This is a genomic window from Sphingomonas flavida (assembly GCF_036663655.1).
Lineage (GTDB): Bacteria > Pseudomonadota > Alphaproteobacteria > Sphingomonadales > Sphingomonadaceae > Sphingomonas.
Genome location: NZ_JAXOJH010000014.1, coordinates 76,507 through 92,870 on the forward strand (window position 1 = coordinate 76,507; position 16,364 = coordinate 92,870).

Genomic DNA, 16,364 nt, shown 5'->3' on the forward strand with positions numbered 1-16,364 from the left:
AGCCTCGCCGCTTGTCCGCCATGGCGTGAGCCCTGTTGGACCGTCAGTTACAAGATCAACGAATGGCGGACGCCGGGAGACGAATAGTACGCTCTGAATGACTGGTCCTCGGTCACCGTCCTCGATCGCTCTGTTGCCACTTCACAGCTTTGGTGCGGTCGAGAGAATAGGCGCGATAGTCCATGGCATGGTCGGTCGCTTTGCGCTACGCCGCTCGTGAAGGGGTAATAATGCGCAATTTGATCAAAGCGTTAGCTTGTGGCCTGGCGTGGGTTCCGGTGGCGGCGACAGCGCAGAACAGCAATGCCGATCGGCTGTGCAGCGAGCGCCCCGGCCTGACGACCAGCGCGTGCATCACGGCAGCCGGCCGCTTGCAGACCGAAACGGGACTGGCAGACTGGACGCTTGAGCGTCGCGATGGCGAGCGGGTCGACACGGTACTGATCGGGGACACGCTGATCCGCTTCGGTATGGGCGGGAAGACCGAGTTGCGGTTGGGATGGACGCCGTTCGGCGTTCAGCGGGACCGCGACGCAGACGGTGCCGTAATGCGGACGCACCGGGTCGGGGACGCCAGCATCGGCATCAAGACGTCGATCGTCGAACGAAAGGGCGATACGGGATTGGCGATGTCTGGCATCGCCACCGCGCTGGTGCCGGTGGGACGCCAGCCGATCGGCGCCGGTGACTGGGGCGCGACGTTCCAGCTTCCCGTCACCTATCGCACGTCGAAGACAGTCTCGCTGCAAGTCACCCCGATCGTGTCGGCGGCGGTTAATGACGACGGTCGGGGCCGCCATGCGCTGTACGGCAGCGCGGCCGAAATCGAATATGAGTTCAGCGAGACGCTGAAAGTCGATCTGAGCACGCAGGTCCTGCGCGACGACGATCCGGACCGGACCGTGCGCGGGACTCCCGCTCTGGGCAGCTTGGCGGTATCCTGGCAATCGGATCATAACACGCAATTCGATCTTGGCACGAACGTCGGGCTGAACAGGGCCGCACCTGACATGCAGGCGTTCCTTGGAGTATCGCATCGATTTTAAGAGCCTGAGTATATCCTGCTTCGGGGACAGCCTGACATTAGTTGTTCCTGTCGTGCCCGGCTTTCAAATCATCGAATGACCTAAGCTCGGGTTAGGGAATAGGGCAGGAATGTCTGGTAGCGGCTCGTCGAGGTCTGCAAATTTTCCTTAGCTGCCGAAAGCTTCTTGGCGGTTCGATGGGATCGGCTGGGCGTCCTTGTCTCAGGCAGCGTCGGAGAGATGTTGAAGCAGGATCGGTCCACCGATCGCCAAAAGTACGAAACCACCAAGGATGCCGGCGTAGCGGCCCAGCTAGGGGCCCACATCTCGACCAGGAATCATACCACCGACCGCTGCGCACACGACCCAGAGCCTTACATCCATATCGACGTCTTTCGTAATTCGAGTGATGATGCGATCCGCGTGCGAGGCGGATACGGTCAGTCAGGCGCATGTGCGGCCTGCATCGTCGAGGCGACGTCCGTCTCCGCACTGTCGTCGGCCGTCGTGCCGATCGTCCGCTGCCCGAAGCGGGCATAGAGTGTCGGCAATACGAACATGGTCAACAGCGTCGCGGAGATCAGCCCGCCGATGACGACTGTCGCCAGGGGCTTCTGCACCTCGGCACCGGCTCCGTGGCCAAGCGCCATCGGCACGAAGCCGAGGCTGGCGACCAGCGCCGTCATCGCCACCGGACGAAGGCGTTGCTGCGCCCCGGCATAGGCCGCTTCTGCCCGGTCCATGCCGCCGGCGATAAGCCCCTGGATCGAGCTGACCATGACGAGACCGTTAAGGACCGCGATACCCGACAACGCGATGAACCCGACCGCAGCCGAGATTGAAAAGTCCATACCGCATACGAATAGCAGCAGCACGCCGCCCACCAGCGCGAAGGGCACGCCGGTGAAGACGATCGCCGCGTCCCGCACCGACCCCAGGGCCCCGTACAGCAGGAACAGGATCAGGACGAAGCACGCCGGCACCACGAGCTTCAGCCGAGCGTTCGCCGAGGCGAGATTTTCGAACTGACCACCCCATTCGAGGTAGCTGCCCGAGGGGAGGCGGACCTGTCGCGCGATCGTCGCCTGCGCCTCCGCGACGACCGACCCGACGTCGCGGCCGCGGACATTGGCCTGAACGACCACCCGCCGCTTTCCATTTTCGCGGCTGATCTGGTTCGGCCCGTCGGTGATGCGGATGTCCGCGACGCTCGACAGTGGCACGAACGCGCCTCCGGCGACCGGCACCGGGACCTGCTGCAACAGGTTCAGGTCCGCACGTTGCGTCTCGGACAGGCGGATGACCACCGGGAAGCGACGATCGCCCTCGAAGATCATTCCCGCCGTGCGGCCGCCCAGCGTTGCGGTGATCGTGTCCTGCACGTCCTGCGCGGTAACGCCGAGCCGCGCCATCGCGTCGCGGTTGACGCGGATGTCGAGCATGGGGAGGCCCGTCGTCTGCTCGACCTTCACATCCACAGCGCCCGGCGTCTTGCGGAGCACGCTGGCGATCTGCTCCGCGGTGCGGTTCATCGACGCGAAGTCGTCGCCGAACACCTTGACGGCGATATCGCCGCGCACGCCGGCGATCAGCTCGTTGAAGCGCATCTGGATCGGCTGGGTGATCTCATAGGCATTGCCGGGGAAACGGGCGAGCTGCCCCTCCAGCCGACTGACCAGAGCCGCCTTCGTCAGCTTCGGGTCGGGCCATTCCTCGCGCGGCTTGAGGATGACGAACATGTCCGTCGCATTGGGCGGCATGGGGTCCGACGCCAGGTCGGCGGTGCCGGTCTTGGAGTAGACGAACTTCACCTCCGGCTGGTGCGACATCATCCGCTCGATCGGCACCTGCATCGCCTGGCTCTGCTGGACCGAGGTCGCCGGTATGCGCAGCGACTGGATGAGGAGATCGCCCTCGTCGAGCTGGGGCAGGAACACCTGACCCAGCGCGGTGAACGCCAGCGCCGCCAGGACGAGGCTGCCGACCGCCGCGCCGATCGTGATCGCCGGGCGCTTCATGGCCTTGGTCAGTCCCGGCTCGTACCGGCGCTTCAGCCATGCGACGATCCGGCCGTCCTGTTCCTCGACGCGCTTCGACAGCGCGATCGCGATCATCGCGGGCACGAAGGTGAGCGACAGCACGAAGGCGAAGGCGAGCGCGATGATGACGGTAAGCGCCATTGGCACGAACGTCTTGCCCTCCACCCCGGTCAGGGTGAGCAACGGCACATAGACGAGGATGATGATCGCCTGTCCGTAGACGGACGGACGGATCATTTCACGCGCCGAGGTCGCGACGGTGGCCAGCCGCTCCTTCGGCGTCAGGAGCCGGCCCTTGTCGTGCTGCAACTCGGCGAGGTGCCGCAGCGAGTTCTCGACGATGATGACCGCGCCGTCGACGATCAGGCCGAAGTCGAGCGCACCGAGGCTCATCAGGTTTGCCGAGACGCCGGCGCGGAGCATTCCGAACCCGGTCAGCATCATCGTCACCGGGATGACCAGGGCCGCGATGATCGCCGCGCGGAAATTGCCGAGCAGGAGGAACAGGACGACGATCACGAGGATCGCGCCCTCCAAGAGGTTCTTCGCCACGGTTTTGATGGTGGAATCGACCAGCGCGGTGCGGTTCAGCACGGGCTGGACGACGACATCGGGTGGCAGCGAGGCGTTGATCGATTCGAGCTTGTCCGCGACCGCGGTCGCGACATTGCGGCTGTTCTCCCCGATCCGCATGATCGCGGTGCCGACCACGACTTCGGTGCCGTTCTCCGATGCCGATCCCATGCGGATTGCCTGGCCGGTCTTGACGGTCGCTACCTGATCGAGCGTGATCGGCACGCCGCCTCGCGAGGCGACGACGGTGCGCCCCAACTCGGCGGTGTTGCGTAGCAGCGCGTCGGATCGCACCGCCAGACCTTCGCCGTTGCGGTTGACGAAGCCTCCGCCGACGCTGGTGTTGTTGCGCTCCAGCGCGGTGCCGAGGTCGGTCAGCGTGATCCCGAGCGAGGCGAGCTTCGCCACGTCGGGGACAACGAGAAACTGCTTGGCATAGCCGCCGATCGAGTCGACCCCGGCAAGGCCCGGGACGCTCTTGAGCAGCGGCGTGACGATCCAGTCCTGCGCGGTGCGCAGATAGGTGGCCTTGTCCTCCTCGCTCGTCAGTCGCTCGCCTTCGGGCGTGATGTAGCTGCCGTCGGGCTGCTGCCCCGGTTCACCCGGCTTGTGCGTGTCGTCGGCGCGATGCTGGAGCCGAACGGTGTACATGTACACCTCGCCGAGCCCGGTCGCGATCGGGCCCATTTCCGGGTTCACGCCGTCCGGCAAGCTTTCCCGGACGCCCTGCAACCGCTCGCCCACCTGCTGGCGGGCGAAGTAGATGTCGGTCTTGTCCGAAAAGACCGCGGTGATCTGTGCAAAGCCGTTGCGGCTGAGCGAGCGGGTATATTCGAGGCCAGGCGTCCCGGCGAGCGCGGTCTCGATCGGGAACGACACCTGCTTTTCGACCAGCTCGGGCGACAGTGCCGACGCGCGGACGTTGATCTGGACCTGGTTGTTGGTGATGTCGGGCACGGCGTCGATCGGCAGTTGCCGAAGCGAGAAGGCGCCGATGGTCGCGGCGATGGCGGTGAGGAGCAGGACGAGCCAGCGCTTCTCGACCGCCCATGTGACGATGCGGGCGATCATGCGATCAATCCTCCGCCGCTTCGCTCTTGCCGAGTTCGGCCTTGAGCGAGAAGCTTCCCGTAGTGGCGATCTGCTCGCGCCCGGTCAGGCCGGAGCGGACGATGACGGTATCGCCCGACGCATCACCCAGGACGACCGGCGTTGCCTGGAAGCCGGTCGTCGTTCGCACGAACACGATCGAGCGACCGTCTTCGCTTTGCACCGCCGTCGTCGGTACGCGGATCGCCGCGTCGCGCCCGCTGCCGGTGAGCTGGATCGAGGCCGTCACCGGCTCGCCGACACGCCATGTACCGCCGTGATTGTCGAGCGTCGCGATCGCGGGCACCAAACGCGTCTGCGGATCCAGTGCAGGTGAAACGAAGGCGATGCGCGCCGTCGCCTGCCGACCCGCTGCGCGAACGGTGACGATATTGCCGGGACGAATCTTGCTCGCGTCGTCCGGCTTCAGGCTAAGCGACAGCGACACCCGCGCAAGATCGGCGATGCGGTAGAGTTCGGCGTCTGCCGCGACAGTCTGTCCCAGCACGACCGGGCGGGCGATGACCTGGCCCGAGATCGGGGCGACGATGCCAAGACGGTTGAGGCCGCCTCCGAGGCCCCCCGCCGCCGAGATCATGCTCTGCGCCTGGCGCAACGCGATCCGCGCTTCGGTCGCGGCGGTCCGTGCCGCGACAAGGTCCTGCTCGGGCGACACCTTCTGCGCGAACAGGCGCTGCTCGCGCGCGAGATTGGAACTGGCGAGTTGCAGCCGCGCGCGCGCAGCCTCGGCCTCGCCCTTGAGTTGCGCCGCCTCACGGCTCTCGATGAGGGCGATCGTCTGTCCGCGTCCGACCGACTGGCCAAGGTTGCGGGTCAGCGCCACGACGCGTCCGGCGATCGCTGCGGAGACGACCAGCGTATTCTGCGGATCGCCCTCGATGATGGCAGGCAGGTCGATCGTGCCTGCGCCGCCTATGATCGGACGGCCAAGCTCGACGCCCGCTGCGCGGATCTGGTCGGTCGACAGCGTTACCGCCCCCTTCTGGACGGGGGCGGCCTGGGACGTCGAGGCAGCTTCCTTGCCGGCGCTCCGATCGCCGGCGTCACGGCTACCGCCGCAGGCGGACAGTATCAGCACAAGCGCGCCTGCACTGACGAGATAGGTCGTCTTCATCACTGGGTTTCCCCCGATATCGTGGATGTCGGCGCGGGGGCGGTCAGTCGCTCCAGCCGCGCACGGGCGTTTTGATAATTGGCGAGCGCATCGATCGCGGCGACGCGCGTTTCCGATAGCGTTCTTTCCGCATCGAGGAGATCGAGCTGACCGAACTTGCCTTCGCGGTAGCCGATCCGGGCGATTCGCGCGGCTTCCTGCGCTGCCGCCAGTGCAGGCCCCGATGCCGCGCGTGCGGCAGTCGCGGCATTGGCTTCTTCGGCCCTGGCGTCGGTGATCGCCTGCTCGACGTCGAGCGTCATGGCGCGACGTAGCGCCTCCGCCTGGGTCCGCTGTGCGGTCGCCTGGGCGATCGCAGCATGTCCATTGTTGAACAGCGGGATCGGGATCGAGACGGTGAACACTGCGGCGGTGTCGTTGGTCGCCTCGAGACGGCGCAGCGCCGGTCCGATATTGAGGTCGGGCACGCGGTTCGTACGCGCCAGCCTGAGCCCGGCATCGGCCACGCTGAGTTCGGCATTCGCTGCCGCCAACGCCAGTGTACCGGAGGTATCGACGGGCGGCAGCGGGCCGTATGTCGCGATAGTCGGCAGACGATCGAGCAAGCCGGAGTCGAGCATTCCGTCGATCGGCTGTCCGATACGACGTGCAAGGTTCGCCCGCGCCGCATCGGCCAACCGCGACTGTCGCTCGACGTTCGCCTCCGCGTTGATGCGGGCGACGTCCGCGCGCTGCTGCTCCAGCGGAGAGGCACGCCCGGCCTGGACGCGAATGCCCGCCGCCTTCGACGCATCGCTTGCGATCCGCGCCTGATCGCGCGCGGTGATGACACGGCGATCCGCTGCCACCGCCTGGATATAGAGTTGCGTGACCTGAAGCCGGACATCGGCCGCGATGATGGCCGCCTGCAATTCGGTCCGGGCCAGATGGGCGTTCGCGACCGCCACGCGGGCACCCCGCTTGCCGCCGAGTTCGATCGGAACAGCGAAGCCGACCGTCGTCTCAGCTGATCGCAGACCACGATATGACCCTGATCCGATGATGTTTTCCACCTGGCCCTGTATGACCGGGTTGGGGCGCAGGCCCGCGACGGTGCGGCCGGCGCGCGCCGCATCGATGGCGGCGGAGGCTGCCGTCGTAGCGGGCGCAGTGCCCCCCGCTGCGGCGACAGCTTGCTCAAGGGTATAGACGGGCTCGGTCGATGCCAAAGGCGCGGCCATGTCCATCTGCGCTGGCGCCACGGAGGCGCACGACGCTGCGACCAGGACGGCCGCAAGGGTGCGATACATGAATAGGAACTCCTGACGATGAACGACAGGGGCGCGCCAATGCGCGCCCTGTTCGGAACGTCAGGCTTGCGGGGGCCTCAAATCGACGGTGCCCGCCGTGCCGTTCAAAGGAGCAATGAGGGAGGCAACCGCCTGCATTCCACGCGCAACATGCGCCCATGCCGCATCGGCCTGCATCGGCTTGCCGACCTCATGTCCGTGGCAGACGGTGTGATGATGCGGATAGCCCTTGTCGCTGTCCGATGGGACTTCGTCGCTATCGCCGTCCGTATGCGCGGACAGCTCGACACCGGCGATGCTGCCCCCCGCCACATCGGCAGCATGAGCCATGCCTGACATAGTCGTCAGCATCAGCATCAAGCAGGCCAGGAGGGGGAGGAGGCGGCGCACGGAGGTTGGATAGTGTAAAAAGGTGTAGATGTCACTGCGAAGGGTTGGCGTCCCTTCGGCCATCGTTTCGGGACAATTCGCGACGTAGCTACCTGTCGCGGGGCTGCTGATAGCATCCTGGAGCACGCCGATGCCGAACGCTGCCCGGACCGCGTTGATCTTGCGCAGGGACACGGCGTCTTGATCCGCGCCGAGCGAAGATCATCACGATGGGCTTATAGGCCGAGGCACCGACGTCCTCGACCATGCCAAGCGTCACTCAGCGATTTCCAACTGGCGCGCGCCCCATGCCGGGAACGGATCGCGCAGCGCTGTCCAAAGCGCGGGGGTGAAGGCAGCGGCGGAAACGAGGCAGGCATCCAGTCTCGCGCGGATTCGTGCCTCGTCCATGTTGATGCCGATGAACACCAGTTCCTGGCGCCGATCGCCCCAGATCATGTCCCAATGCCTGGCGACGAATTCCTCGAAGCGCCCGTCATCGGGCCATTGGTGTTTCGGGATAGACGCCCACCAGCGGCCCATGCGCGCCGTCTCGGTCTGGCTGCCCGCGACCGCGAGTTCGCCGATCCAGTCTGGCCGGGTCGCCAACCAGAAATGCCCCTTGGCGCGCACGACATGGTCCAAGCCGCCATCCGTCAGGAATGCATGGAAACGCGCCGGATCGAAGGGCTGTCGGGCGCGATAGACGAAGCTTTCGATGCCATATTCCTCGGTTTCGGGCTGGTGGTGGGCATAGCCGTACAACTCTTTCGCCCAGAGCGGATGGCGCGCCGCTTTTTCCTCGTCGAACAGCCCGGTGTCGAGAATGAGGTCCAGGTCGACGCGGCCGTGATCGGCCGTCACGATCACGGCATCCGCGTTGAGGCTGGCGATCAGCTTCTTCACGATGCCAAGCTGTTCCGGCGATACCGACGACGCCTTGTTGACGATCACGACGTCGGCGAACTCGATCTGCTCGACCAGCAAGCCCACCAGGCTGCGGGTATCGTCTTCTCCCAATGTCTCGCCACGGTCGGCCAGGAAATCCTGGCTCGAATAATCGGCGAGCAGGTTCAGGGCATCGACCACCGTCACCATCGTGTCGAGCCGCGCGACATCGCCCAGCGACATGCCGTCTTCGTCGCGGAACGAGAAGGTGGAGGCGACGGGCAGCGGCTCCGAAATCCCCGTGCTTTCGATGACAAGGTAATCGAACCGCCCCGCCTCGGCGAGTGTGCGGACCTCCGCCAGCAGGTCGTCGCGCAGCGTGCAGCAGATGCAACCATTGGTCATCTCGACCAAGGCTTCCTCCGACCGGGACAATGCGGCCTCACCCCCACGGACGAGGTCGGCGTCGATATTCACCTCCGACATGTCGTTGACGATCACTGCCACTCGCCGCCCCTCGCGATTGGCGAGGATGTGATTGAGCAGCGTCGTCTTTCCAGCACCGAGAAAGCCCGACAGCACGGTCACGGGAAGGCGGGAATCGGACTGGGAAAGACGTGTCATGACGATCATCCGTTAGGTATGTTACAACATAACATAAACTGGAAAAAAAGGAGGATGTCCAGTGGCATCATCGAGCGGCGACGCTGTCGTCGACCCCGCTTCCACCCGTCTCGGATGACCGCTCACGGATTGGCGGCAGTTTCGAGATCGGCATTGGGACCGCCTGTTGCGTGCCGCAACTCCGAAGAGTTGCGGCACGACTGGTCATGCCGGTTGACCGTTTCCGCCCGTCGAACCGAATATCTGGCCCGTCGAATAGCTCAACGACGGATCGGCGGCGGCCACGTAAAGTGCCGCAATTTCCGCCGGCTGGCCTGCTCGCGCCATCGGCGAATCTCCGCCGAAGTTCCGCAACTTCTCAGGTGTCGCTCCGCCGCTGACCTGTAGGGGAGTCCAGAAGGGGCCGGGGGCAACGGCGTTCACGCGGATGCCGCGGCTGGCGACTTGCTTGGCCATGCTCTTGGTGAAGTTCAGCACCGCGGCGCGCGTCAGTGCATAGTCGACGATGTCGGGCGAGGGATTGCCAGCCTGTTCGGACGAGGTGTTCACGATGACCGCGCCCGCGCTCATCCGCTCGAGTGCCGCCTTCGTCAGCCAGAACGGTGCGTAGACATTGGTCTTCATCGTATCGTCGAAATCCTGGCTCGAGATATCGGCGATACCGGGACGCGTCTGCTGGCGTGCCGCATTGTTGACGAGGATATCGAGGCCGCCCAGCTGTTCGCTCGCCTGCTTCACCAGCTGGCGGCAAAAACGTTCGTCACGCAGATCGCCGGGAATTGCGATCGCCTTGCGACCCTCGGCCTGGATCAAGGCCACGACCTCGCGAGCGTCCGGTTCTTCGGCGGGTAGATAGTTGATCGCGACGTCCGCACCCTCTCGCGCATAGGCGATCGCCGCAGCCCGGCCGATGCCGCTGTCGCCGCCGGTTATCAAGGCCTTCTTGCCAGCCAGCTTGCCTGAGCCCTTGTAGCTCTTCTCACCGTGGTCCGGGCGCGGGGTCATCTTCGACGCAAGACCAGGCCAAGGCTGGCGCTGTGCGGGATAGGGGGGCTTGGGATAGGCTGCGGCCGCCGATGTCGTCGCGGCGTTGTTGCTGCCGCCCTGCGTTGCGGCGTTTGCGGCTGTCGCTGCGATGGCACCAGCGGTGACGGCTGCACCCGTCACGAATGTGCGTCGTGTGGTATCGGTCAATGTCATAGCTCCCGGAATGATCACATTCACAAGCGCCAAACGATTGCTTCTGTTCCAAATTGAGGGATGTCGCGGCGTTGTTTCTTCTGTCCCGTCTGCATTTGCAGCACGGCCGCTATGGGCGACCATCAGCGAGCGACATTTGTCCCGTCTCGACCGCGTTTGCGATGCCGAACCACCAGATGATCGCGCATCTGATGCGGGGATGCGTGGCCAAGCGCATGAGGGCTCGGTTCTGGGGCATCTCGTCGGTCCGCTAGCCACTGGCTGTCGGTGATCCTCCGCCCAGCGTACGGGCCAAGGCGACGCTCGCCGTCAGGCGCTGGTTCTGCAACGACAGGGCGCTTTGCTGGTCTCGGAGGAGATTTTCCTGGGCGGTGGCCACGTCGAGATAGGTGGTGGCGCCTTTGATGTAACGGTCCAGCGCGATCTGACTTGCCTTGGCGGCCGATGCTACCGCTTCGTTCTGTGCGGTCTGGGCTTCGTCAAGATGATGGAGGGTGGCCAGGGCATCCTCGACATCCTGGAATGCCCCCAGGGCGCGGACCCGGTAATCGGCTGCGGCAGCGGCCCAGTCGGCGCGCGCGGCGGCGACATCGGCGCGGCGCTTCCCGCCGTCGAACAGGTTGAGGATCGCGCCCGGTCCAATCGCCCAGAAGATATTGGGGGCAGCGACCAGCCCCGCCAGCGCCGTGCTCTGGAACCCGCCTGTGCCGCCCAGCATGATCTGTGGGAAGAATGCGGCCCTGGCGACGCCGATCCGCGCATTGGCCGCCGCCATGCGCCGCTCGGCCGCCGCGACATCGGGGCGTCTGGCGAGCAGGGTCGAGGGGACGCCGACCGGAATGGCGGGAAGGGCGAGCGGGGTATCGCGACGCGGGATCGAGAAGACCGAGGCGGGTTGCCCGACCAGGCTGGCGATCGCATGTTCGGTCACGGCGCGATCCGCCTGCAACACGGCATATTGCGCGCGCGCCTCGCCGAGTAGCGCACCGGCCCGGCCGACATCCATCCCGGTCGCGATACCGCCGCGGAAGCGGTTGCGGGTCAGGGCATCCGCCTTGGCGAAGGCATCAATCGTCTGGGCGAGAAGCGCCAGTTGCTGGTCCTGCCCCCGCAACCGCACGAAGTCCGTGGCCAGCTGGCCTTGCAGGGCGAGCTTGACCGCCGCCAGATCGTCGCGGCTGGCTTCGGCAAGCGCCCGGCCGGACGCCACGGAATTGCGCACGCGCCCCCACAGATCGGCCTCATAGGATAAGTCACCGCCCAGTGTCGCGGCGCTATAGAAATCCGGTTGCGAGCCGCCGCGCAAGGGGCGCTCGTCCGACTGCCGGTTGCGGGTGAGGTTCGGGGTCAGCTCGACACGGGGGAACAACCCGGAACGCGCGCCCGCCAGGGTGGCACGGGCCATGTCGTAGCGAGCCAGCGCGCCCGCCAGCGTCGGATTGTCGCTGTCGATCCGCGCTTCCAACTGGTCGAGCAGCGGATCGCCGAAGCCGGTCCACCAGGCGGCGGGCAGGGTCGTGGTCGCCGCATCGGCGGTCTTCCACACCGTGTTCCCGGCCGTCGGCATTTCCTTATACGCGGCAGGGGCGGGGATGACCGGCGGGTGATAGGCGGGGGCCATCGAACACCCGCCCAGAAGCGCCAGTGCCGTGCCGGCGAGCCAGTGGGATGCGATCGATCGGGACAGGGGCTTAGCCATGACGGTTCTGCCCCACGCGGACCAGCTCGCCCTGCGCCAGCGAGTCCGGCGGATTGTCGACGACCTGTTCGCCGGGCGCGATGCCAGACAGGATCTGTATGGTCGGGCCGTTGTCCTGCCCGATATGCACCGGATGCATCACGATATGCCCGTGCGGGTCGACCGTGGCGACCTGCGCGCCGCCTGCACCGAACAGGATGGCGCTGGATGACACTAGCGCGGTGCCCGGCTGGCCGGGCAGGTCGAAGCGTGCCTGGGCATAGCCGCCGGGCTTCAACAGGCCGTCGGGATTGTCGGCGAGAAGCTGGACGCGGAAGGCACCCGATTGCGGATCGATGGCGCTCGACAGGCCCGCGACCGTGGCGGTGAAGCGGCGTCCCGGAAAGGCGGGGACGCTCAGCGTCGCGGTCATGCCCGGCTTGATCGTGGCCGACAGCGACTGCGGCACGTTGACATAGACGCGGATGCGGCGGGTGTCGGCCACGCCGAACATGGGCGACTGCGCGGCGGCGCCGGGACCGACGAGATCGCCCACCTCGGCATTGCGCGCGGTGACGACCCCGGCAAAGGGCGCGCGGACGACCGCATAGCGTTTCATGGCCTCCAGCCGCGACAGGGCGGCGCGCGCCTCGGCGACACCGGCCGCCTTGACCGCCAGGTCGCCGTTCTTCTCGTCGACCTCCTGCCGGGATACCGAGGAGGTGGTCAGCAGGTCGCTCCAGCGGGCGGCCGTACTGCGCGCCAGTTTTTCATGCGCGACGGCACTGGCCAGCGCGGCGCGGGCCTGGCCGATCTGCTCGTCGAGTTCGGGCGTATCGATGACGCCGAGCGCCTGTCCGGCGGCGACGTGCGCGCCGATGTCCTGCGACCAGCTATGCACATAGCCGCCGACACGCGGGAACAGCCGCGCGGCCTCCCAGGCCTCCAGCGTCGCGGGCAGGTCGAGCGCCTCGCTTGCCGCACCGCCCTTGACGGGGATCAGGTGGACGGTCGGAATGGCGTTGGTCGTGGACCAGCTGGCCGCCGTCGCGACGTCATGGCTTCGGGTCGAGATCCCGACACCGACCGTGCCGATCGCCAGGACGACGGCGGCAAGGCCGGCGATCTTCAGGCCCTTGGGCGTGGGCGTGTCGGCCGACACAGCGGGGGCCGGGGCGGCATCATGCATGTTTGGCTTCTCCGATGGGCGTAAAGGGGGTGGGCGTGGTCGCCTTCCGGCGGCGGTGCGCAATGGCGAAGACGACGGGCACGAAGACCAGCGTGGCGAGCGTGGCGCATAGCAGGCCGCCGATGACCGCACGGCCGAGCGGCGCATTCTGCTCGCCGCCTTCGCCCAGGCCCAGCGCCATTGGGGCCATGCCGATCATCATCGACAGCGCGGTCATCAGCACCGGGCGGAAGCGGGTGGCGCCCGCCTCCATCGCGGCCTGGATCGCGTCGCCGCACGCCGCCAGCCGCTCGCGGGCGAAGCTGACCACCAGCACGCTGTTCGCGGTCGCCACGCCCATGCACATGATGGCGCCGGTCAGGGCGGGCACGCTAAGCGGCGTATGGGTTGCGAACAGCATCCACACGATCCCGGCCAGTGCGGCGGGCAGGGCGGATACGATCACCAGCGGATCGATCCAGCTTTGGAAGTTCACGACGATCAGCAGGTAGATCAGGATGACCGCACCCGCCAGGCCGAGGATCAGGCCGGTGAAGGCGGTATTCATGGTCTCCACCTGTCCACGCATCGCCACGGTCGCGCCCTTGGGCAACTGAGCCCTGGTCTGGGCGAGCACCCGGTTGATGTCGGCGGCGACCGCGCCCAGGTCGCGACCCTGCGGCGTCGCATAGACGTCGAACACCGGCTGCACGGCATAGTGCGAGACGAGCGCGGGGCTGGGTTCGCGGTGCAGCGTGCCCAACGCCTGCAGCGTCTGGAAGCTGCCGGGCGTGGCGCCGGTGATCGGCAGGTTGTCGAGCTGTTCGATGGTGCTGGCGCGATATTGCGGCGACTGCACCACGATCGGATAGGACACGCCGTTCTTGGGATTGAGCCAGAAGGTCGGCGCGACCTGCGCGCTGCCCGCCAGATTGACGGAGAGACTGCGCGTCACGTCGTTCTCGGTGATGCCCAGGCGGCTGGCCTGCGCACGGTCCACATCGACCGCATATTCGGGATAGTTGGACGCCTGTTGCAGGCGGACATCGGCGAGGCCGGGGATTTTCGACAGGCGGGCGACGAGCATCCGGGCATAGGCCTCGTTCCCCTTGGTATCGGGGCCTGCGACCTGCACGTCGATGGGGGCGGGCGAGCCAAAGTTCAGGATCTGGCTGACGATGTCGGCGGGCAGGAAGGCGAAGGACGAGCCGGGGAAATCCTGCGGCAACTGTTCGCGCAATGCCTTGACGAAATCGGCGGTCGGGTGGTGACCTTCCTTCAACGTGACCAGGATGTCGCCGTCCTGCGGGCCCACGCCGCCGGTGTTGGAATAGGCGCGGTTGATGCCGCTGACCGGCAGGCCGATATTGTCGACGATGGTGTCGAGCTGGTCGGGGGGAATGACCTGTCGAATGCGGTTCTCGATATGGTCGAACAGCGCGGCCGTCTCTTCGATGCGGGTGCCGACGGGCGCACGGACATGCAGGCTGATCTGGCCTGCATCGACGGCGGGGAAGAAGTTGCGGCCGAGCATCGGCACCAGCGCGAAGGACATCAGCACCACCACCATGAAGCCGATGACGAATGGTCGCCGCCGGGCGAGCGCAAAGGCGAGGAGGCCGGTATAATAGCTGCGCACCGCCTCGAACCGACGCTCGAAACCATGCTGGAACCGGCGTAGCGGGTTGCGGCTTTCCGGCCGACCGGCCTGCGCGTCATGCGTCGCCATCACCTCGGCGGTGTGGGCGCTGCCATGATCGCGCAGCAGGTAATTGCCCATCGTCGGCACCAGGGTGCGCGACAGGATGAACGAGGCGATCATGGCGAACACCACCGCCATCGCCATCGGCGCGAACAGGAAGCCCGCGATCCCCGGCAGGAAGAACATCGGCACGAAGGCGATGCAGATGCACAGCAGCGAGACGAAGGCGGGGCCGACGATCTGCCTGGCGCCGTCCAAGATCGCGTCGCGCACCGACTTGCCCTGTTCCAGATGCCAGTTGATGTTCTCGATGGTGACGGTGGCGTCGTCGACCAGGATGCCGACCGCCAGCGCCAGCCCGCCCAGCGTCATGATGTTCAGCGTCTGCCCGGCGAGCGCCAGCCCGGCGATGGCGGCCAGGATGGCGAGCGGGATCGACGCGGCGATGATGACGGTCGAGCGCCACGAGCCCAAGAACAGCAGGATCATCAGGCTGGTCAGCGCGGCGGCGATCACGCCTTCGCGCATCACGCCGGATACCGCCGCCTTCACGAACACGGACTGGTCGGACAGCAGCTTGACGTTCAGCCCGGGCGGCAACGTCGCCTCCAGCTTGGGCATCAGTGCCTTGACCTGATCGACGATGGCGATCGTCGAGGCCGATCCGCTCTTCAGCACGGTCATCAGGACCGAGCGCGCGCCGTCGACCCGCACCTCGTTGCGCTGCGGCGGCGATCCGTCGCGGACATGCGCCACGTCACGCATCAGGACGGTCGTCCCGTCGATCGTCTTGATCGGCAGGTCGTTGAGTTCGTCGATCGCGTCGGGGCTGTTGTTCAGACGGAGATTATATTCATACTGGCCGATCTTCGCGGTGCCGGCGGGCACGATCTGGTTCTGCTGCGCCAGGGCGCTCGCGACGTCGGTCGCCGACAGCCGGTGCGCCTGAAGCGCGGCGGGGTCCAGGTCGATCTGAATCTGGCGTTCCTTGCCGCCATAGGGCGATGGGATCGCCGCGCCCTGCACCGACGCCAGCGCCGGGCGGATCATGTTCTGGCCCAGGTCGTAGATCTTCTGCTCGGACAGGCCCTTGCCCGACAGGGCGAGCTGAAGGATCGGCACGGTCGAGGCGTTGTAGTTCAGGATCAGCGGCGGCGTGATGCCCGGCGGCATCTGCTTCAGAACGGTCTGCGATGCGGACGTCACCTGCGCGGTGGCGGTGCGGATATCGACGCCGGGGCGGAAGAAGATCTTCACGATGCCGACGCCCGACAGCGACTGGCTTTCGATATGGTCGATGTCACCGACCGTCGAGGACAGCGAGCGTTCGTAATAATAGATGACGCGCCCCGACATGTCGCGTGGCGGCAACCCGCGATAGGTCCAGACCGCGGCGATCACCGGGATGCGGATGTCGGGAAAGATGTCGGTCGGCGTTTCCACCGCCGCGATCCCGCCGCCCAGCACGATCAGGATCGCGAGGACGACAAAGGTATAGGGCTTGGCGAGGGCAAGCTTGACGAGCTGAAGCATGGGTGTCCCGGTGACCGTCGGATATGGGCGGTGTCGGCAACGGCGCGGGGAT

The 16,364-nt window shown here is 66.3% G+C and carries 10 protein-coding genes; 1 reads left to right on the top strand and 9 read right to left on the bottom strand.

The features are described from left to right. The first annotated feature begins 230 nt into the window (after nucleotides 1-230). Nucleotides 231-1,046: a transporter gene (locus tag U1703_RS14970; protein WP_332786320.1), complete on the top strand. Its 816-nt coding sequence runs from the start codon at nucleotides 231-233 to the stop codon at nucleotides 1,044-1,046. Nucleotides 1,047-1,465: 419 nt separating this feature from the next. Here U1703_RS14970 and U1703_RS14975 read toward each other — a convergent pair whose 3' ends face one another. The 9 genes from U1703_RS14975 to U1703_RS15015 all read right to left on the bottom strand — a co-directional run bounded on the left by U1703_RS14975 (nucleotide 1,466) and on the right by U1703_RS15015 (nucleotide 16,312). Continuing rightward, nucleotides 1,466-4,708, bottom strand: coding sequence for an efflux RND transporter permease subunit (locus U1703_RS14975; protein ID WP_332786321.1), 3,243 nt, complete (start codon nucleotides 4,706-4,708; stop codon nucleotides 1,466-1,468). Nucleotides 4,709-4,712: 4 nt separating this feature from the next. Continuing rightward, the gene (locus U1703_RS14980) at nucleotides 4,713-5,861 is read right to left on the bottom strand and encodes an efflux RND transporter periplasmic adaptor subunit (protein WP_332786322.1); all 1,149 of its coding nucleotides are present in this window, start codon (nucleotides 5,859-5,861) and stop codon (nucleotides 4,713-4,715) included. Continuing rightward, complete coding sequence (locus U1703_RS14985) at nucleotides 5,861-7,150, bottom strand: TolC family protein (RefSeq protein WP_332786323.1); 1,290 nt, start codon at nucleotides 7,148-7,150, stop codon at nucleotides 5,861-5,863. Before U1703_RS14985 ends, U1703_RS14980 begins: the two co-directional genes overlap by 1 nt. 60 nt (nucleotides 7,151-7,210) lie before the next feature. Beyond that, on the bottom strand, nucleotides 7,211-7,714 hold the full coding sequence (locus tag U1703_RS14990) for a hypothetical protein (protein ID WP_332786324.1): 504 nt from the start codon (nucleotides 7,712-7,714) through the stop codon (nucleotides 7,211-7,213). An 81-nt stretch (nucleotides 7,715-7,795) separates the two neighbouring features. Continuing rightward, nucleotides 7,796-9,031, bottom strand: a complete 1,236-nt coding sequence (locus tag U1703_RS14995) for a GTP-binding protein (RefSeq protein WP_332786325.1) — start codon at nucleotides 9,029-9,031, stop codon at nucleotides 7,796-7,798. 204 nt (nucleotides 9,032-9,235) lie between these two features. After that, nucleotides 9,236-10,231: an SDR family oxidoreductase gene (locus U1703_RS15000; RefSeq protein ID WP_332786345.1), complete on the bottom strand. Its 996-nt coding sequence runs from the start codon at nucleotides 10,229-10,231 to the stop codon at nucleotides 9,236-9,238. A gap of 250 nt (nucleotides 10,232-10,481) precedes the next feature. Continuing rightward, nucleotides 10,482-11,930, bottom strand: coding sequence for an efflux transporter outer membrane subunit (locus U1703_RS15005; protein ID WP_332786326.1), 1,449 nt, complete (start codon nucleotides 11,928-11,930; stop codon nucleotides 10,482-10,484). After that, a complete protein-coding gene (locus U1703_RS15010) occupies nucleotides 11,923-13,098 on the bottom strand; it encodes an efflux RND transporter periplasmic adaptor subunit (RefSeq protein ID WP_332786327.1) in 1,176 nt (391 codons plus the stop codon). The genes U1703_RS15005 and U1703_RS15010 overlap by 8 nt, the downstream gene beginning before the upstream one ends. Next, entirely contained in the window at nucleotides 13,091-16,312 is a 3,222-nt protein-coding gene (locus tag U1703_RS15015; protein ID WP_332786328.1) for an efflux RND transporter permease subunit, read from the bottom strand. Before U1703_RS15015 ends, U1703_RS15010 begins: the two co-directional genes overlap by 8 nt. Nucleotides 16,313-16,364: the final 52 nt, after the last annotated feature.

Bases quoted from the DNA above. Each gene is read 5' to 3' on its own strand.
- U1703_RS14970 (WP_332786320.1), top strand. From the start codon at position 231: ATGCGCAATTTGATCAAAGCGTTAGCTTGTGGCCTGGCGTGGGTTCCG.
- U1703_RS14975 (WP_332786321.1), bottom strand. From the start codon at position 4,708: ATGATCGCCCGCATCGTCACATGGGCGGTCGAGAAGCGCTGGCTCGTC.
- U1703_RS14980 (WP_332786322.1), bottom strand. From the start codon at position 5,861: ATGAAGACGACCTATCTCGTCAGTGCAGGCGCGCTTGTGCTGATACTG.
- U1703_RS14985 (WP_332786323.1), bottom strand. From the start codon at position 7,150: ATGTATCGCACCCTTGCGGCCGTCCTGGTCGCAGCGTCGTGCGCCTCC.
- U1703_RS14995 (WP_332786325.1), bottom strand. From the start codon at position 9,031: ATGACACGTCTTTCCCAGTCCGATTCCCGCCTTCCCGTGACCGTGCTG.
- U1703_RS15000 (WP_332786345.1), bottom strand. From the start codon at position 10,231: ATGACATTGACCGATACCACACGACGCACATTCGTGACGGGTGCAGCC.
- U1703_RS15005 (WP_332786326.1), bottom strand. From the start codon at position 11,930: ATGGCTAAGCCCCTGTCCCGATCGATCGCATCCCACTGGCTCGCCGGC.
- U1703_RS15010 (WP_332786327.1), bottom strand. From the start codon at position 13,098: ATGCATGATGCCGCCCCGGCCCCCGCTGTGTCGGCCGACACGCCCACG.
- U1703_RS15015 (WP_332786328.1), bottom strand. From the start codon at position 16,312: ATGCTTCAGCTCGTCAAGCTTGCCCTCGCCAAGCCCTATACCTTTGTC.